The 16357-nt window shown below is 42.1% G+C and carries 22 protein-coding genes and 2 pseudogenes; 12 read left to right on the top strand and 12 right to left on the bottom strand.

Features of this window, described 5'->3' with window-relative positions:
• The 3 genes from ACSLFW_RS11275 to ACSLFW_RS11265 all read right to left on the bottom strand — a co-directional run bounded on the left by ACSLFW_RS11275 (nt 1) and on the right by ACSLFW_RS11265 (nt 1370).
• Entirely contained in the window at nt 1-465 is a 465-nt protein-coding gene (locus ACSLFW_RS11275; protein ID WP_436555819.1) for a hypothetical protein, read from the bottom strand.
• Entirely contained in the window at nt 462-1043 is a 582-nt protein-coding gene (locus ACSLFW_RS11270) for a helix-turn-helix transcriptional regulator (RefSeq protein ID WP_436555818.1), read from the bottom strand. Before ACSLFW_RS11270 ends, ACSLFW_RS11275 begins: the two co-directional genes overlap by 4 nt.
• A 162-nt stretch (nt 1044-1205) precedes the next feature.
• Complete coding sequence (locus ACSLFW_RS11265) at nt 1206-1370, bottom strand: hypothetical protein (protein ID WP_436555817.1); 165 nt, start codon at nt 1368-1370, stop codon at nt 1206-1208.
• Between the two features lie 125 nt (nt 1371-1495).
• Here ACSLFW_RS11265 and ACSLFW_RS11260 point away from each other — a divergent pair, with 125 nt between their 5' ends.
• Nucleotides 1496-1705 carry a helix-turn-helix domain-containing protein gene (locus ACSLFW_RS11260; RefSeq protein ID WP_436555816.1) on the top strand — a complete coding sequence of 70 codons (210 nt, stop codon included), beginning with the start codon at nt 1496-1498 and terminating at the stop codon, nt 1703-1705.
• A gap of 25 nt (nt 1706-1730) precedes the next feature.
• Complete coding sequence (locus tag ACSLFW_RS11255; protein ID WP_436555815.1) at nt 1731-1970, top strand: hypothetical protein; 240 nt, start codon at nt 1731-1733, stop codon at nt 1968-1970.
• Between the two features lie 204 nt (nt 1971-2174).
• On the opposite strand, the gene ACSLFW_RS11250 is transcribed toward ACSLFW_RS11255, so the two are convergent.
• From ACSLFW_RS11250 to ACSLFW_RS11240, 3 genes and pseudogenes are all read right to left on the bottom strand, one after another.
• Nucleotides 2175-2378 carry a hypothetical protein gene (locus tag ACSLFW_RS11250; RefSeq protein ID WP_436555814.1) on the bottom strand — a complete coding sequence of 68 codons (204 nt, stop codon included), beginning with the start codon at nt 2376-2378 and terminating at the stop codon, nt 2175-2177.
• Nucleotides 2353-3162 (bottom strand): glycosyltransferase family protein, encoded by an 810-nt coding sequence (locus ACSLFW_RS11245; RefSeq protein WP_436555813.1) that lies wholly within the window; start codon nt 3160-3162, stop codon nt 2353-2355. Before ACSLFW_RS11245 ends, ACSLFW_RS11250 begins: the two co-directional genes overlap by 26 nt.
• A gap of 52 nt (nt 3163-3214) precedes the next feature.
• Nucleotides 3215-4571 (bottom strand): annotated as a pseudogene (locus tag ACSLFW_RS11240) (GH1 family beta-glucosidase).
• A 302-nt stretch (nt 4572-4873) separates the two neighbouring features.
• Between ACSLFW_RS11240 and ACSLFW_RS11235 the strand changes: the two are divergent.
• From ACSLFW_RS11235 to ACSLFW_RS11220, 4 genes are all read left to right on the top strand, one after another.
• Nucleotides 4874-5509: a DJ-1/PfpI family protein gene (locus ACSLFW_RS11235; RefSeq protein ID WP_436555812.1), complete on the top strand. Its 636-nt coding sequence runs from the start codon at nt 4874-4876 to the stop codon at nt 5507-5509.
• A 62-nt stretch (nt 5510-5571) separates the two neighbouring features.
• On the top strand, nt 5572-6012 hold the full coding sequence (locus tag ACSLFW_RS11230) for a tyrosinase family protein (protein WP_436555811.1): 441 nt from the start codon (nt 5572-5574) through the stop codon (nt 6010-6012).
• A 51-nt stretch (nt 6013-6063) separates the two neighbouring features.
• Nucleotides 6064-6945 carry a tyrosinase family protein gene (locus ACSLFW_RS11225; protein ID WP_436555810.1) on the top strand — a complete coding sequence of 294 codons (882 nt, stop codon included), beginning with the start codon at nt 6064-6066 and terminating at the stop codon, nt 6943-6945.
• A complete protein-coding gene (locus ACSLFW_RS11220) occupies nt 6869-7078 on the top strand; it encodes a DUF7868 domain-containing protein (protein ID WP_436555809.1) in 210 nt (69 codons plus the stop codon). The genes ACSLFW_RS11225 and ACSLFW_RS11220 overlap by 77 nt, the downstream gene beginning before the upstream one ends.
• Here the strand turns inward: ACSLFW_RS11220 and ACSLFW_RS11215 are convergent.
• The gene (locus ACSLFW_RS11215; protein ID WP_436555808.1) at nt 7063-7308 is read right to left on the bottom strand and encodes a hypothetical protein; all 246 of its coding nucleotides are present in this window, start codon (nt 7306-7308) and stop codon (nt 7063-7065) included. The genes ACSLFW_RS11220 and ACSLFW_RS11215 overlap by 16 nt on opposite strands.
• Before the next feature lie 98 nt (nt 7309-7406).
• On the opposite strand from ACSLFW_RS11215, the gene ACSLFW_RS11210 reads away from it, so the two are divergent.
• The 6 genes from ACSLFW_RS11210 (at nt 7407) to ACSLFW_RS11185 (ending at nt 10892) form a co-directional block, all read left to right on the top strand.
• Nucleotides 7407-7619, top strand: a complete 213-nt coding sequence (locus tag ACSLFW_RS11210; protein ID WP_436557439.1) for a hypothetical protein — start codon at nt 7407-7409, stop codon at nt 7617-7619.
• A 50-nt stretch (nt 7620-7669) separates the two neighbouring features.
• Entirely contained in the window at nt 7670-7897 is a 228-nt protein-coding gene (locus ACSLFW_RS11205) for a hypothetical protein (RefSeq protein ID WP_436555807.1), read from the top strand.
• 191 nt (nt 7898-8088) lie between these two features.
• The gene (locus tag ACSLFW_RS11200; protein ID WP_436555806.1) at nt 8089-9363 is read left to right on the top strand and encodes an LTA synthase family protein; all 1275 of its coding nucleotides are present in this window, start codon (nt 8089-8091) and stop codon (nt 9361-9363) included.
• On the top strand, nt 9360-10010 hold the full coding sequence (locus ACSLFW_RS11195) for an LTA synthase family protein (RefSeq protein WP_436555805.1): 651 nt from the start codon (nt 9360-9362) through the stop codon (nt 10008-10010). Before ACSLFW_RS11200 ends, ACSLFW_RS11195 begins: the two co-directional genes overlap by 4 nt.
• Entirely contained in the window at nt 10010-10516 is a 507-nt protein-coding gene (locus ACSLFW_RS11190) for a diacylglycerol/lipid kinase family protein (protein WP_436555804.1), read from the top strand. The genes ACSLFW_RS11195 and ACSLFW_RS11190 overlap by 1 nt, the downstream gene beginning before the upstream one ends.
• A gap of 16 nt (nt 10517-10532) precedes the next feature.
• The gene (locus ACSLFW_RS11185; RefSeq protein ID WP_436555803.1) at nt 10533-10892 is read left to right on the top strand and encodes a diacylglycerol/lipid kinase family protein; all 360 of its coding nucleotides are present in this window, start codon (nt 10533-10535) and stop codon (nt 10890-10892) included.
• A gap of 1 nt (nt 10893) precedes the next feature.
• Here ACSLFW_RS11185 and ACSLFW_RS11180 read toward each other — a convergent pair whose 3' ends face one another.
• From ACSLFW_RS11180 to ACSLFW_RS11160, 5 genes and pseudogenes are all read right to left on the bottom strand, one after another.
• Nucleotides 10894-11697 carry a phosphatase PAP2 family protein gene (locus tag ACSLFW_RS11180; protein WP_436555802.1) on the bottom strand — a complete coding sequence of 268 codons (804 nt, stop codon included), beginning with the start codon at nt 11695-11697 and terminating at the stop codon, nt 10894-10896.
• Between the two features lie 53 nt (nt 11698-11750).
• Nucleotides 11751-12074: an efflux RND transporter permease subunit gene (locus ACSLFW_RS11175; RefSeq protein ID WP_436555801.1), complete on the bottom strand. Its 324-nt coding sequence runs from the start codon at nt 12072-12074 to the stop codon at nt 11751-11753.
• A 109-nt stretch (nt 12075-12183) separates the two neighbouring features.
• Nucleotides 12184-14796 (bottom strand): annotated as a pseudogene (locus ACSLFW_RS11170) (efflux RND transporter permease subunit); the annotation flags it as partial.
• A gap of 61 nt (nt 14797-14857) precedes the next feature.
• Nucleotides 14858-15727, bottom strand: a complete 870-nt coding sequence (locus ACSLFW_RS11165; protein ID WP_436555800.1) for an efflux RND transporter periplasmic adaptor subunit — start codon at nt 15725-15727, stop codon at nt 14858-14860.
• Nucleotides 15717-16337 (bottom strand): TolC family protein, encoded by a 621-nt coding sequence (locus ACSLFW_RS11160; RefSeq protein ID WP_436555799.1) that lies wholly within the window; start codon nt 16335-16337, stop codon nt 15717-15719. Before ACSLFW_RS11160 ends, ACSLFW_RS11165 begins: the two co-directional genes overlap by 11 nt.
• Nucleotides 16338-16357: the final 20 nt, after the last annotated feature.

Here is a 16357-nt window from a genome sequence, read left to right as displayed (position 1 = left end):
TTAATTATTTGATGGTGAAACGTGCAGTACAATTAATTCTGAAGAAGGCACCAATCTGAAAACTGTTACCGGATATAAATCAATTTTAGATTTATACAGTTCATCGGGAGATATCGCTGATTGATTTTTATCAATCCAAATAACTTTACCTCTATGTATGACCTGCGGAATTACTGTTCCCAACTCTTTTAGATTGTGGACAGTTGCCAGATATGTGACATTCACCAGAACTTCCTGAATTTCTTCAGTATTGTTCGAAACCTGATTTTCATTAGTCACTAACCATTCATCTTTACCGACAAATATTTGCCTGCCTGAAATCAACAAAAACATTAATTTGCCTTTGTTGTGCGCCGGAGCGTTCGGCACTTTATCACAGTCAACAATTTCTTTAGCTTCGCGCCATTCCAATTGCCCTGATTTCTTGAACTGCATTCCCGGAGTTATTTCTGTAGCTAATTTCATTGGATAATTTTATCACGCGTTGCCGCCATTATTAACCCTCCTTTTGAAAAAACACCGGCAATTTCGAAAAGCTGCGTTTTGTGGGTGTCGAGTGTGCTTTGCGAAATTTGAAGTTGATCCGCAATTTGTTTGTCTGCGAGGTCGGAACACAAAAGTGTAAGCACCTCGATTTTTTTAGCTGTCAAACGCTTATTGTTGAGCGTGATTTTCTTTGATGGCCAGTTACGGCAGATGCAATTTCCTGAACAAAGGAAATTGTCCGATTCTTTCAGTACACCATTTTCGCAAAAATCAGCCTGATGATCTAATCCACCGTAAATACAAAAAGCGAATTGCTCGATGCGCTCAGTTTCCGGAAGGTGTTTTAAATCTTCCATAGCAACAGAATCTCCTAAAAGTTTTTTGAAAATCTGTGCGCGTTTTGTCGCGCATATTTCATTGAAAGGAACGGTTTTCCCCTGTGATACGCCGAACACTCGCCGGCTGTCTCTACAGGCAAATAACTCAGTCGACGTATCAGATGGCAATGCACCTGCATGAATCTGATGAATCAGTTGGTTATTTGATTGATTTGACATATTTTTGTCATGCATAATTGTTAATCGTTAAAGGGTTAATAATCTAAGAAACCGGTGTTGACGCATCGGTTTTTTTATTTCCAATTCTTTGAAGGCGTTTGTTATGGCTTGAGATTTTTTTCAGGCGGGCTTCATAAACATCGATTACAGCAATTTCAATTTCTAAATTGGCGTACTTTCCGCGGCAACATGTCTCACGAATGCAGCACCGAATTCTGTTCCGTTGCCTTTGGTGACTTTCCTTTCCTTTAGTAGTTCCAGAACTTCAGCCGAATAAGATTCGCCTAAAACATCTTTCATTTTTTCATACTGGTCGTTGCTAATCACAGAAATACACTATTTGGATTCGTTTTATATTGAGTATATTTGCTATCGCATATATACAATTAACTATTGCAAATATACACATTTTTGTTTTATTCACACATTTTTGTGTAAAAATTTGAATTTTTATGAGCACAGTTGGAAGCAGATTAGCAGAACTTATTGAAGATGAGAATCTTAACAACACTTCTTTCGGAAAAAAAATTAATACCACACCTAGTGCAGTTGGGGAAATGATTAAAGGAAGTAGGAATATCGGCATAAACACAGCATACAAAATTGTGAAAGCCGTTCCTGGATTAAACCTAAATTGGCTATTTTTTGGTTTAGGCCCATAAAAAAAATACACAAAATAGTGAAGGTTTGGATTATGAAGTCCCACAAGAAGAACTTCATCAATTTGCCGAAGAAGATATTTTAGGTGAAGAAATAGATCCATTTGAGGATATGCTTATGAAATATTTCGAAAAAAATACTGTGAAGCATTTAATTGATAAAGTGGTCGATGCTCGATTATTTCAAATTTCAAAAATGTTGGGTAACACGCATCTGATTGCTCCGGAAATAACTGAGGAAATTGAAAAGGCGATAAAGAAGAAATAATGATTCGCTTCCTAAAATCTTCCCAATAAAAACACGAAGCCTTATGAACAAAGGAATTAAGAGTATGGTTGGTTTACAGTCGAGGTCACGAAACAGATCCCTAACTCATTTACAATTAATGATTTAGGGATTTTTCGATTTTATTTGTGCCAAATACGTGCCAAAATTTTACTTCTTAATTGCTCTTATTTTTATATACAGTGCTTATTCCGAATGATTTGCAATAACCATATCGATAATTTCCTGTGTCCTGTCCGGATAATCAACGGGAATGATTTCTCCATTTTCAAGCCATTCTTTCACAATGGGTTCGTATTTAGATTTTAGGCTTTTAATCACCGGAACGCCCATGCTTTTCAGTGCCTCAGCGTTAAGCTGCTGCTCATATTGGTTTTTCATCGGAATCACCAGCAGCTTTTTCCAGGAATAATGCCTCTGCCGGGGTTTCGAATCCGGCGCCGCAAAGTACTCCGCTTGAAGCTGCCATACTTGCCGTAAAAAGAGCATTGTCAATTGGGTGTATGGTTATATTATCGTATTCTGTTTTCTTTTTGTTGTGCTTTGAGAAAACATCCCATTTGACATCTTTGTATACCGAAAGTTTTTTTACAAGCGCTTTATCGCCATACGAAGGAAGATATACGGTATAATGCCCTTCATTAGTAATGGTATGATCTCTCACCTGCTTGCGGATAACAGGCGTAAACAGGGTCTTATCATCACCTTTAAAATGAAATCCGTATTTCATAGTTGCCGGAGCGTATTGCTGGAGGATCAGCCTTCCCATCGGGTCATTTTGCTCGGGATGTGGGAAAAGTGTTGTCAATACTGCTGATTGGTGGCTCAGGCTGATACATGGCTTGTTCTTAAAATAACACGCCCATGCAACTACCGGCTCAAAATCATTGATGACTAAGTCGTACTTTTCAACCGGTAATTCCTTGATATTTTTTATCAGTTTCCTGATTTTGGTATTCCTGAAAGTTTTCCAGAGTGCGACGCCGCCGCTTTTTCCAAAAATAAAACTCAGTCCTCTGAGCTTGTATTTTATCCTGAAAGGCAGTTTCAAATCACCTTGCGTACCGCTAACCAAAATATCTACAGTGCCATGTTTCTGGAGGCAAGGAATAATGTCGTTGGCCCTGCTAAGGTGGCCATTTCCGGTGCCCTGGATTGCATATAAAATCTTCATTTTGCTATTTTATTAGGCATTAATTCAACAATATTCAATTTCGAATCTGATGTTACCGTTCTCCCAAAAAATCCCGAAACCACAAACCCGATTGTTTTACAATGCGTTGCTGGGTTTCAAAATCAACATAAATAAGTCCGAATCTCGGGTGGTAACCTTCAGCCCATTCGAAATTATCGGTAAGGCTCCACACGAAATAGCCGTCAACTTTAAAGCCTTCATTTTTCGCCTTCAAAACTTGCTTCAGGTGGTCTTTGATATATTCTTTTCTCTGTAAATCATGCACTTGTCCGCCAAGCACACGATCCGGGAAAGCTGCGCCGTTTTCGGTTACAATCAGTTTTTTTATGCCGGCATAACCATTGAATTTTTTAATCAGGTGATAAATTGACGGCGGATACACTTCCCATTGCATTTCTGTCGAAGCGACATTTCGCTTTGCCGGACTCACAAGCGCTGCACCAACATACGGCGTTAGCAGCGATGCTTTTACGACTTCGCGCGTGTAGCATTGGATTCCGGTAAAATCAAAATCGAAAGCCATATTTTTCTCGTCACCTGGCATCATATATCTGTCGAGCCTTTGCAGAATTGGTAAATCTTCCTGCGGATAGCCCAGCCCGAGAATCGGTTCGATAAAAGTGCGGTTCAGCAGTGTGTCGATCCTTTTTGCGGCTTTCTTATCGCGTTCGGCTGTGGAGAATGGCGTAATGTGCGTACACGAAAATGTCGTTCCGACATTGAAATTTTCAGAATGGCTTTTGAGAAGCCTGCCGCCTTCGGCTGTTGCAAGCGTAACATGGTGAACTGCTTTCAGGAAATTATTAATACCTCTTTTTCCAGGTGCATGTATCCCTAAAAAATAGCCCGCTCCTGTAAACACAGAAGGTTCGTTCATGACCATCCAGTTGGTAACGCGGTCGCCGAAATTCCGCGCACATAAATCGGCATATTCTGAAAACCACGAAATGCTGTCGCGGTTGGTTGATCCGCCTTTAAGTTCGAGTTCGTGCGGTAAATCCCAATGGTATAAGGTTAAGCCAGGGCGTGATGCCGCATTCGAGCTGAAAATCTATAAGCCTGTTGTAATAATCAATGCCTGCCTTGTTGAACGGCAGTTTTCCTGAAGGCATTAGCCTGGGCCAGCTGACAGAAAATCGAAAATTCGGGATATTCAGGTTTTTAATCAGACTGATATCATTTTCATACAGATTATAAAAGTCGCAGGCAGTTTTGGCGTGATGGCCGTTTTTAATGGCACGTTTCTTTTCGGTAAAAACATCCCAGACAGAAAGTCCTTTGCCGTCGGCGTCGTGGGCGCCTTCGATTTGGAAAGCGGCGGTTGAAACGCCCCATTCGAAATTTTCACCAAACTGGGCGCGATTTAAATCCGGAGCGTATCTGTTCATCCAAAAATAACTGTTCCGTTCAATTTAGTGATGAAATGCAGATTGCATGGCCCGTATCAAAAGCCATTCTCTTAGTGAAGTTAAATATTGAAGCAGGTAATATTTCATGGCGGTGCTTTTGTACAAATTACCACTACTAAGATTGCCTGATGATGAAATAAATATTAATAAATTATTAAATACCAACTCAATAAGGTTGATTTTTTTCTTTTGCATATTTTTGAAAAACAGGTATTTATACGCATTTCCAGCATTTTTTTATTAAATACTTTTGTCTTCATCCTGTCTAATTCAACAAAAAAATGAAGCCTACCCTGAACGTTGCAGTTATTATATATGAAGGCGTCGAATTAATCGACATGAACAGGCAGGTAGATGTTTTCCTTTACACAAACGGCATTATCAAAAACCGGTATAATATTTACACCATTGCCGAAACGAAAAATCTGGTAATTAGCGAAGGCGGCGTGGTGACCATCATGCCTGCTTTTGATTTTACCGATTGTCCGGAACCGGATGTGCTTATTGTGCCAGGACTGCTCGACCAGGACCTGAATCCGACTGTTGCCAAGGATGCCTGCCTATCTTTTATAAAAAACATTATCCTGAAAGAAAAAATCATCCTTTCGGTATGTGTCGGACTTTACAATGTTGCGGCGACAGGATTACTCAGTGGGAAAAACGTTACGACGCACTATCTGGCTGTTGCTTCATTCCAGAAAAAATACACAGATCTTCATGTTATCAAAAATAAAAGGGTTGTCAGCGACGGCAATCTGGTATCAACCGGCGGCGTTACTTCCGGAATTGACGGAGCATTGCACCTGCTGGAACAATTTGACGGCGATACCATTGCGCAACAGGTCGCTGATATGATGGTTTATAACCGCACGGCGCCATTACCACCCTATACACTGTTGCCTCCTTATAATTGGTAAGCCGGCATCAATCCGATATTCACAAAAACCAACCTAACCAATAACCTTTAAATCCAAAACTTATGACATTTACAAGAAAAAACGCATGGAATCTGGGCGGAACATTCAAAAACCCTGATTTATACTGGTATGCGAAAGCCGTTGCAGAAATGCAATCGCGCGACTTAGACGACCTCAACAGCTGGTGGTTTTTCGCAGCCGTTCACGGAACTGACTGGCCTAATGACATTCCACCGCAACCGACTGTACCAAAAACACCTATGCCGCCTCAAAGTGTAATCGACCAATACTGGGCGCAATGCCAGCACGGCACGTGGTTTTTTCCTCCGTGGCATCGCGGTTATTTGTATGCATTTGAGAATGTGCTCCGCGACATCATCATTTCGTTAGGCGGCCCAATGATTGGGCTTTGCCGTATTGGAATTATTTCGGTTCCGGCGATGAATACCAGATTCCGCCTGCATTTACTGCATCAGAATTCGAAGGAGGCGAGAATCCTTTGATGGTTAACGCGCGCTACGGCCCATAATAACGACGGGAATATATTCATTCCGTTGTCCTACATCAACCAAAAATGCCAGCTGGATACTGAATATACAGGATTACAGCCAAATTTTTACGGTGGTGGCGTGACAGGTTTCGCGCACTACAGCGGCAATACCGGAGCTCTTGAATATAATCCGCATAACTTCGCGCACAATGCCATCGGCGGACAAGATCCTACTACCGGCTTTGGAGGTCTGATGGGTGACCCGGAAACAGCCGGCCTGGATCCTATTTTCTACCTGCACCATTGTAATATCGACCGCATGTCGGCCGCCTGGAATGAAGCCGGAAACAGCGATCCGTCCGACGCGAATTGGCTTGATGGGCAGACCGCTACCGGAAGCCGGAAATTTTATATGCCGAAGCCTGACAAAACAGCCTGGGAATATACACCCGCTATGGTAACTGATACAAAGCTGCTCGATTATACCTACGAAGACCTTTCATTGGGAATGGCAACGCCTTCAGTAAGCAAGAAAACACTGAGATTGCGTACCTTTGGATTGGCAGTTAATGAAAATCTTATTAATAATATGAAACCAGATGAACAATCAGAATTGGTTGGCGCCAACAAAAACGCAATTACATTAGACGCTACCGGTGCACGCACAACGGTTAAGCTCGACTCATCAGGATGGTCGACTGTAAGCAAGAAACTGACCAATGCCTTTTCAGCCGGATTGACCGCAAATCCGGTTTTGGGAAGTTTGCCTGACGAAGTGTATCTCCAGCTTGAAGGCATAAAAGGCAAGGAAGATTCAATCGTTTGTTCCGTTTCTGTGAATAATGTGTATGCAGGCCACCTTTCTTTATTTGGGCTTCGCAGCGCTTCCAAACCCGACGGGCCGGCATGGTGGCGCCGGACTCACCGTCAATTTCGACATTACTAAAATCGTAGACGAACTGCACCTTAACAATGCCATTGACGCCAACGCGCTTGATGTAATGATCCAACCGGTGAATATGGTAGCCGACGGCAATGAAGTGACGATTGACCGCGTGAGTATTTACCGAAAAGGATAAACTGCGCCTATGAGACTTTCAGAAAAAAAGAAAACGACAATCAACCTCGTAATCTTTGGTGCAAGCGTACTTGTCTGGATTGTACTGCTTTTCAATCCGGGACATATCATGACAATGGAACATTGCCACGTGTCTGATTCCGGGCCATCGGCGGCTTCGCTGCAAATGCTGTTGGAGATGAATCCGATTTCATCGCAATTAACAGGCTGGGGACTTATGGTCGTCGCCATGATGCTGCCAAAACTCACCCTGCCGGTTACAGGATATTTATGCACGCAGCCTGAAACGCAATCGTTTGCCGTTGTCTTTGCTGTTTATTCTTGGTTACATGGGAGTTTGGATGGGAATCGGGCTTTTCATGATTGCGATAATTTCAGGTGTACATTTGTTAATGCCGGGTTCTTATGTTCCTGCAATTGTATTAGGGATTATCACTATAATCTGGCAATTTTCGCCCATTAAACAACGTTGCCTTAACCGTGGGCATGACCATTGGACATTAGCCGCATTCGGATGGCCCAGCAGGTCGCGATGCTTTTAACTACGGCATAATGCACGGCGTGTGGTGCGTCGGCTCAGGATCGGGCCATCATGCTATTGCCGATGTTACTGCCAAGCGGACACAATCTTGCAATGCTGATCGTGACTTTCATCATGCTCAGCGAACATCTGGAAGACCCGAAAAAGCCAGTTTGGCGCATTGATATGCGGGCAAAACTTTTCAGGATAATTGTTTCGCAAATGCGAATAAGGCTGAAAAAAATTTCAAAGACTGACGGAAACGGTTTAAAACGAACCGCAAATCCCGTTTTGGATTAATTTGATGCTAATGATTAAATCTATGAGCCCGTACTTTCATACGGGCTTTTTTTTTGCGAAGTTTTTAAAATCATTTATTTCCAAACTGAATCTTAAATTCAGAATTAATTCAGAATCGGCCATGACCTTTACAGGATAATTAATCCTGTTAACAAATGCTCAAAAGGTTTATTGCTCAAAGTAGGTTTTCATTGCTTGCCCATTTCGTCCTTTGGTTCCTGATCGTTTCACAAGTACTGCGTATCGCGTTTTTCATCTGGCAGTATGATGAAGTTTCCTGGAACATTATCAATCTTTTCAGGACATTGCTGACCGGATTGTTCTTTGATATTGGCACAGTTACCTTCATTTCACTTACTGCAATACTCTATTTTGCATTAATGCCAAATCGTTTGATTGGTACTTTGGCAGATAAGGTTTTGGTATGGTTTTTTACAGCGTTACATCTGTTCATACTCGTATTTGCGTTTTTCGCCGAGTTGACTTTTTGGGATGAATTCCGCACAAGATTTAATTTCATTGCCGTCGATTACCTGATTTACACACACGAAGTCGTTTCCAATATCGAAGAATCATACCCGCTTCCGTTACTGATTGGCGGCGTAATGCTGATTACTGTATTGGTACTTTTCCTATTTTACAAACGCGGTGCGATTAAATCGACTTTTACTTATACAGCTTCATTGAAAAGCCGCGCAACAGTGTTGGTTACAGCGGTGCTGATCGCTGTTTTTTATTCGGCATTCATCAGCAATTATCAGGCAGAATGGTCTTCGAACCGCTATAATTCTGAAATTTCAAAATCCGGGATCTATTCCTTTTTTGCCGCTTTCCGAAACAATCAGATGAAGTACAACGAATTTTATACTTCGATTCAAAATGAAAAAGCATTCGGATTGATCAGGAACAAACTCGCCGATTCCAATTCAAAATATGCCAATGACGGTTTTTCCATCCACAGGACAATAACCGACAGTCTTCCTTCTGAAGAAAAGAAAAATGTCGTCTTCATTTTGGTCGAAAGTTTAAGCGGAAGTTTTTTAAAGGAATTCGGCAACACCGAAAATATCACGCCTTTCCTGGACAGCCTCGCCCAGAAAAGTGTCTTTTTCGAAAACCTCTACGCTACCGGAACCAGGACTGTTTGCGGTATGGAAGCCGTCACCTTATGCATTCCGCCAACTCCCGGGCAAAGTATCGTAAAGCGTCCCGAAAACGGAAATTTATTTACCGTGTGCAGCATTTTCAAACAGCGCAACTACGACTGCAATTTCTTTTATGGCGGCGATGGTTATTTCGACAATATGAATTCCTATTTCGGTGGCAACGGATTTAATATTTACGACCGTGGCCGCGGAAGTGTATTGAGCGATCAAATCAAAACAACACGAAACAATATCGATGACAGCGAAGTCACTTTTGAAAACGCCTGGGAATCTGTGACGAAGATATTTTCAATAAAATGATAAAGGTCGCCGACAACCAATACAAGAATAACCAGCCGTTTTTCAATTTTGTAATGACGACTTCGAACCACAGGCCGTATACTTATCCGTCAGGAAAAATTGATGTCCCGTCTGGCCAAAGCCGCGAAGGCGCTGTAAAATATACCGATTTTGCCTTGCGCGAATTGTTTGCAAAAGCGCACACAAAACCTTGGTTTAAGAATACCGTTTTCGTGATCATTGCCGACCATTGTGCCGCCAGTGCAGGCAAAGATGAAATTGATGTGAAGAATTACCACATTCCGGCTTTTATAGTCAATCTTCCTGAAAATAACAACCAGAAAATCCATAAGCAATGCTCGCAGATTGATTTGTGGCCGACTTTATTTTCATTATTTCACTGGAATTACGAATCAGATTTCTTCGGTAAAAATGTATTGGATGCTGACTTTGAAGAAAGGTCGTTAATGGGAACTTACCGCAAACTGGTATTGATGAAAAAAAATGAAGTCATGATCTTATCCGACCAGAAAAAGCAGCAGTTTTATTCGTATAAAAAAGAAGATAATAGCCTGAAAGCTTTACCAATGAACAATTCTTTCCTTGACGAAACCATTTCGTGGTACCAGACCGCCGATTATCTGTTTACGAACAAGCTGCTGAAATAATGATTTATATCCATTTCATTATCAATCCGATTTCGGGAAAGGGCAATCATGTTCTGGATGAAGCCACTTTACGCCCCTATTTTCCCGAATCCCAGTATAAAATCGTTACTTATCATACGAAATACAAGAAACATGCAACAGAGCTGACCAATTCCATCATCGGCTATAATCCGGATTGCATTGTTGCGTGTGGCGGAGACGGAACAATCAATGAAGTCGCTTCCTGTCTTGTCAATGCTGATATTCCACTAGGAATCATTCCCGTAGGTTCAGGAAACGGATTGGCATCGAACCTCAACATTCCGCGAAATTTGGAAAAAGCCATTGACATCATCAAAAACGGGATCACGTCAAAGATTGATGTCGGCACTGTAAATGGACAGTGTTTTTTCAGTAACATGGGCGTTGGCATCGACGCGATGATCATTAAGAAATATGAACTAGGCAGGAAAACGAACGCTTCCGGCTTATATAAAGGCTGCGATTTCTTCAGGCATGCAATTTAAAACTTACGAAGCTGAAGTGAAATTTGACGATCAAATCACGAAGATAAAGCCGTTATTGCTGTTCATTTCCAATTCAAATGAAATGGGTTATAATATGAGCCTGACGCCAAAGGCAAGCCTTAGTGATGGTTTTCTGGATTTGGTATTGGTTCCTGAATTGACATTTTCCGAAAAGATAAAACTCGGATTGTCGGTACTTCGCAACAAAATCCATTCCTTTAAAAAAGCACAACATACGCTAATACGGGATCTTGAAATGGAAATGCCCGACAAGATTTTTCTAGATATTCAGATTGACGGCGAATATTATAACCTGAAAACCAATACAATCAAAGTGGGCATTCTCGAAAGCGGACTGACCGTCATTACGCCATAAATTAAAACTGCAATACAAAACCCGCGCCCACCTGTTTTCCATTATAAAACGGCGAAATCATACCGCCAACGCGTTTGTCATTCGGGAACAAATTGCGCTTTACCCACGGATACATCCAATAAGCCACTTTTGTACTCAAAATCCCGATTCCCGCGCCGGCGGCGACATCTGTCAGCCAGTGCCTGTTGTTCACGATCCGGAATGCACCAACGCCCGATGCGACGACATATCCTGAAATCCCGTACCAGACCGATTTGTCTTTGTATTCCTGCCAAAGGAATTCAGCTCCGGCAAAAGCATTCGCCGTATGGCCTGACGGGAAAGAATTATTGGTCGTGCCATCCGGCCGGTCGACTTTAGTTATCGATTTTAATGAAAAAACAGTTCCCGCAAGCAAAAGATAGGAAGTGCCCATGATGATGGAACGGTCTTTCAGGTTGTGCCTGCCTTTTATTCCGATAGCATTCAGTCCGTAAACTGTTGCGGCAGGCGTATATTGTGCGATGTCGTCGATGGTGAATTTCCGGTCGATGTCTTCGTTGACTTCTTCCCGCAAATTCATGTTGAATGATTTGAGCCAGTCGCTTTCAAGCCCGATTACGCCGTAACCAATCAGGAATGTCGGAATAATGAATTGCTTCAGGTGAATTTTATTCGAGGTTAAGCTGTCCTTTACACCAAGTACATCCTGTGTAATTGCGGCACTGTTGATGCTGTCTTTTTTGACAACAACCGAATCCTTTACGGTGTTTTGGCCATTTACGCTGAACACGGAAAACAAAATAATAAGCAGTGGCTTTTTCATCTTTTACATTTTAAAAATTAGGAATATGCCTTTGTGGCAAGCGTAATTTTATATCATATCAGATGTTTGGTGTGTTTTTGGTTTTTATAAATCAAGGCCAGCAGCGTTGGAAGTACAATCAGCAATAATGGCATTGCGATAATAAAACCGCCGATGACGGCGATGGCTAACGGCTGGTGTAGCTCTGAACCCGTTCCGATTCCGGCTGCTAAAGGCAGTAACGCGATGATGGCACCAATTGCAGTCATCAATTTTGGCCGCAATCTTGTCGAAATGGAATAAATTAATGATTGGCTGATGTCTCCGGTCATGCGGTAAGTTTCGCGGAATTGCAAAAATGTAAAAATGGCATTTTCGCTGATAATTCCAACGATCATGATGATTCCTGTGTAGCTGCCGACGTTTAGCGGAACTTCGCGAAATAAACAAAAGCATATAACTTCCTGAAATGCCCAATACCGAAATCAGTAAAATGACAAGCGCCACCCTTAAATCCCTGAAAAGGAAAAGGATAACGCCAAAAACCAACAACGAAGCCGCTATCAGAATCATCAATAATTCATGGAAAGATTGTTGTTGTTCCTTATACGCGCCTGCATATTCGATGTAATAACCTTGCGGCAATTTTATCGATTTGTTTATTTTATCCTGGATTTCATTCATCACCGTCCCTAAATCGCGGTTGTCGAGCCTTCCGGTAACGACACTCATCGTCTGGAGGTTTTCGCGCTCGATTTCTGCACTGCCTTTCTGTGGCGTAATCGTCACTAAATTCGAAATCGGAATGGATTGTCCGGTCGATAAGAATACCTTGAGATTCCGCATCTCTTCCAGGCTTCGGTTTGCTGAATTTTGATAAATCAGGCGTATTGGTGTCGTCTGTTCATTTTCAAGGAGGCTTCCGACGACATTTCCTTCTAAAGCAGTTTGCATCTGGTATTGCAAATCGGCTGGCGTGATGCCAAATTGTGCGAGCCTGCTGTAATCCGGTTCAATGTTGATGCTTGGTCCGGCGAGAATTGTCCCGTCAAAGACGTCGGCGGTTCCTTTGGTTTGTTCGACGATAGCCGCTACTTGTTTTGCCAATTGCTGTAATTTCGCCTGGTCATCGCCAAAAATCTTCACTTCAATCGGCGAAACGGAACTCATCAAATCGCCGAGCATGTCACCTATTACCTGCCCGAAATCAATGCGAAGTGCCGGTTGTGAGGCTTCGACTTTTGCCCTGATATCGTCAATGACGTCATTGCTGGTCACAGAACGGTCTTTCTTTAATTGTATGAGATAATCACCGGTATTCGGTTCGGTAATGAAAAATCCCATTTGCGTTCCGGTGCGGCGGCTGTAGGCTTCAACATTCGCGTTTTTGATGATGATCTTTTCGACTTCGCGGAGCATCCGGTCGGTTTCTTCGAGTGAAGTACCCGGCGGCGATTCATAATCGAGAACGATGCTGCCTTCGTCCATTTCAGGTAAAAATCCGGTTTCGAGGTTGGGCAGAATCAGTAAAATCGATATAATCAATAAGATGCAAAATGTGATACTAAGCATAGGCCTTTCTATGAAACAGGAAACCCATTTTTGTTTTTTTACATCCTGCATTTCGTCTGTAGCATTTGTTTCAGCTTCTTTTTTAGAAAGCAACAGGTAAATCACCGGCAACAATATCCAGGTGACTAAAAACGAGCAGATCAATGTAATGATCATTGTATCGGTCAAAACTTTGAAATACGAACCCGCCACGCCGCTCATCAAAACGAATGGTATAAAAATTACAATCGTGCTGACAGACGAACCCAACATCGCCGGAAAAAGATAGCGTATTGCTTTTTGCAAAAGTGAAATTGTCGGTTCTCCCGGATGCTCTTCATGTGTCCGGTGGATTTGCTCAACAACCACAATCGCATCGTCAATGATTAATCCTAATGCGGCAGCCAGTGCACCCAGCGTCATGATATTGAAAGTGGCGCCTGTGAAATACAAAACAACAAGCGTCAATCCAATCGTGACGGGAATTGTTATTAGAATCGTAGCACTTGCCCTGAATGATTTCAGGAATAATATTGCAACAATTATCGCCAGAAACAAACCAATCAGCAAGCTGTCGGTAACGCTTTTTACGGCATCATTGACGAAATTCGCCTGTTCATAAAATGGTCTGATAGTGATGTCTTTCGGAAGGATTTTCTGCAATGCAACCAACTTTTGATCCATCGCATCGGAAACTGCAATCAGGTTCGCGTCAGGTTGTTTGAGGACGGCAACCAATATGCTTTCCTTGCCGTTCGCATTGATCTTTACATACTCTTTCGCTTCTTTGATTTCGACCCCTGCAATATCTTTTAGTGTTACGATTCCTTTGCTGTTGTTGCTTATGACAAGGTTTTCGAGCTCATCCCTTTTGTCTAATTGTGCATCGGTTATCATGAGGTATAAATAGTGGTAATCTGAAAGATAGCCATTAGATTTGATGAAATTGGTGGCGCTCATCGCCTGTGTAATTTTATCAGGCGTGATGCCGAGCGCAGTCATTTTGTCGAAATCGAGAGCAATCCAATATTCTTTTTCTTTTCCGCCTACAACGCGCACTTCGCTCACGCCCTCAATTTGCGACAGGAAAGGTTTTATAGTGTAATTGGCAATTTTCTTCAGGTCGATTGGCGATCGGTCTTGGCTTTCAATCGAATAACCAATTACGGGAAGTATCGACGGATTCATTTTCTCGACCGTAATCTGCGCATCGGCCGGAAGGTCATTTTTGATTTGGTTGAGCTGTGCCTCGATTCGGGTTTTGCTTAAATCGATGTTGGCTTTCCAATCCATAAACGCGGAAATCTCGCAACTGCCGCGACTGGTGGTACTTCTTACGGTTTTCAAATCCTGCACTTTCTTTACCGCATTTTCAATCGGTTTTGTAACCGTGACCATCATCTTATCGGCTGGTTGTTGCCCGGCATCGACGATGATCTTGATTTTTGGGAAAGTGATTTCAGGGAAAAGCCCCGTTTGCATTTTTGAATACGAGAATATGCCGCCTAAAATAATCAGGAAGATGATGGTGCTGAGTCCGTTTTTATGTCGCGCAAAAAAGGGTTGCATATCCTTTATGATTTGGTGATTTTCACTTTGATGGTATCCGCGACACCATAATTTCCGGTAATTAAAATGCGGTCATCGGAATTAATCCCGGCGAAAGTATTTCGACTTTATCGTTTGTTTCGATTCCTTTTTTTATCGGAATCTTCACCGCGGTATTATTATCAATCATTTTCATGACCCAGAAATCGGTTTCGGTTTCATCACTTAATATTGCGGCTTTCGGAAGACTGATTGTTTTTGGGCTTGATGCTTTGTTAATGCGCACTTTTACTACAAGGTTTTCAGGAATCATCTGGTTTCCGGAGTATTTCAGGATGACGTTTTGCGTTTGCGAAACGGCGTCAACCGTCGGCAAAAATTGTTCAACACGCGTTTTAATTGTTGTGCCATCCGGAAGAAAAGCGCTCAATTCCTGTCCAATTTTCACGAATTGCTTCAGTTCGTATGGCAAACTCAATACGATTGCAAAACTTTTGGTATCATTGATGACGGCAAGTGCGTCGCCTTCCTGCACATAATCGTTTTGCTGCACGTTTACCGCGCTTACGAATCCGTCAGAAGTGGCATTTATGCTGATAGCCTTCCCGAAATTCAGGCTTGGATCGATTTTATTGACGGTATTTCCGAGCACTTTTGCCTCTCGGGTTTTCAAAGAAAATAACAACCGGCCTCTCTTCACAAAATCATTCGATGCAACATTGACGCGGTCGATATAACCTGTCGTATTGGCTTTAATCGTATTTTTAATTATATAAGAAGTTGTGGCGTTAAGGTCGATATAGCTTGCAATTGCTGAAGTATCGATAGTGGTGACAGTTACCGGAATTACCGGTTCTGCAACAACTTCTGCTTCTGTTTTGGTATGGCAGGAAACAAGCAATAGCAAATTCATACCAGCAATCACAGCAATTAACTTTTTGTTAGTTATCATCTTTCCAATAGTTTAATTCGTTAATCAATTGCAATTTGTCGGTTTGGTTTTGCGCCAATTGGTTCTGGATTGAAATCAGGTTGCTGATGGCAAGCAGGTATTCGGTTATCTGTACATCGCCGCTTATCAGTAATTTTTTATCGGCATCGATAAGCGCTTCGGCAATGGTAAGCTGCTCTTTTAATGCAGCGTTCATTTCATTAACCTGCTCCAACTTCTGGTTGATGATGAAAAGCTGCTGTGCATATTGCCTTTTGAAATTGCGTTTGTAGCTTTTCACGGTTTCCAGTGCCGCTTCGTTCTTTTGTTTTTGAAGGCTTTTTTGATTGCCATCGTAAATCGGGATCGTTAATCCAATTCCAACACTGGCTCCGAAATTTTTGTAAGCCTGGTAAGTGAGACTCGAACTGTATCCGGCATCGGCGAGCAGTGAAAGAGAGGGTTTATAATTATTATCGATTATAACGCTGCTATTAATAATTTTCAGGCTGTCGGTTTCAAATTGCCTCAAAAAGATACTGCCATTGCCGTTTGGGGAATTTATCGAAACTTCAGGCGATTTCAGGTTTAACGCGGCATTGTTATTTTCTCCTGAAAGATAATTCAGCACCGCAAGATCATTCTGATATT

Source organism: Flavobacterium sp. 3HN19-14, from assembly GCF_051373205.1.
Taxonomy (GTDB): domain Bacteria; phylum Bacteroidota; class Bacteroidia; order Flavobacteriales; family Flavobacteriaceae; genus Flavobacterium.
The sequence above is the reverse complement of the archived record's forward strand: the minus strand, read 5'-3'. Positions and strand labels throughout refer to the sequence as shown.

What these genes read in the sequence shown, in the direction of transcription:
- ACSLFW_RS11275 (WP_436555819.1), bottom strand. Translation starts at nt 465, where the DNA reads ATGAAATTAGCTACAGAAATAACTCCGGGAATGCAGTTCAAGAAATCA.
- ACSLFW_RS11270 (WP_436555818.1), bottom strand. Translation starts at nt 1,043, where the DNA reads ATGTCAAATCAATCAAATAACCAACTGATTCATCAGATTCATGCAGGT.
- ACSLFW_RS11260 (WP_436555816.1), top strand. Translation starts at nt 1,496, where the DNA reads ATGAGCACAGTTGGAAGCAGATTAGCAGAACTTATTGAAGATGAGAAT.
- ACSLFW_RS11245 (WP_436555813.1), bottom strand. Translation starts at nt 3,162, where the DNA reads ATGAAGATTTTATATGCAATCCAGGGCACCGGAAATGGCCACCTTAGC.
- ACSLFW_RS11235 (WP_436555812.1), top strand. Translation starts at nt 4,874, where the DNA reads ATGAAGCCTACCCTGAACGTTGCAGTTATTATATATGAAGGCGTCGAA.
- ACSLFW_RS11230 (WP_436555811.1), top strand. Translation starts at nt 5,572, where the DNA reads ATGACATTTACAAGAAAAAACGCATGGAATCTGGGCGGAACATTCAAA.
- ACSLFW_RS11215 (WP_436555808.1), bottom strand. Translation starts at nt 7,308, where the DNA reads ATGGCGACGACCATAAGTCCCCAGCCTGTTAATTGCGATGAAATCGGA.
- ACSLFW_RS11210 (WP_436557439.1), top strand. Translation starts at nt 7,407, where the DNA reads ATGGGAGTTTGGATGGGAATCGGGCTTTTCATGATTGCGATAATTTCA.
- ACSLFW_RS11205 (WP_436555807.1), top strand. Translation starts at nt 7,670, where the DNA reads ATGCTATTGCCGATGTTACTGCCAAGCGGACACAATCTTGCAATGCTG.
- ACSLFW_RS11195 (WP_436555805.1), top strand. Translation starts at nt 9,360, where the DNA reads ATGATAAAGGTCGCCGACAACCAATACAAGAATAACCAGCCGTTTTTC.
- ACSLFW_RS11190 (WP_436555804.1), top strand. Translation starts at nt 10,010, where the DNA reads ATGATTTATATCCATTTCATTATCAATCCGATTTCGGGAAAGGGCAAT.
- ACSLFW_RS11180 (WP_436555802.1), bottom strand. Translation starts at nt 11,697, where the DNA reads ATGAAAAAGCCACTGCTTATTATTTTGTTTTCCGTGTTCAGCGTAAAT.
- ACSLFW_RS11175 (WP_436555801.1), bottom strand. Translation starts at nt 12,074, where the DNA reads ATGATCGTTGGAATTATCAGCGAAAATGCCATTTTTACATTTTTGCAA.
- ACSLFW_RS11165 (WP_436555800.1), bottom strand. Translation starts at nt 15,727, where the DNA reads ATGATAACTAACAAAAAGTTAATTGCTGTGATTGCTGGTATGAATTTG.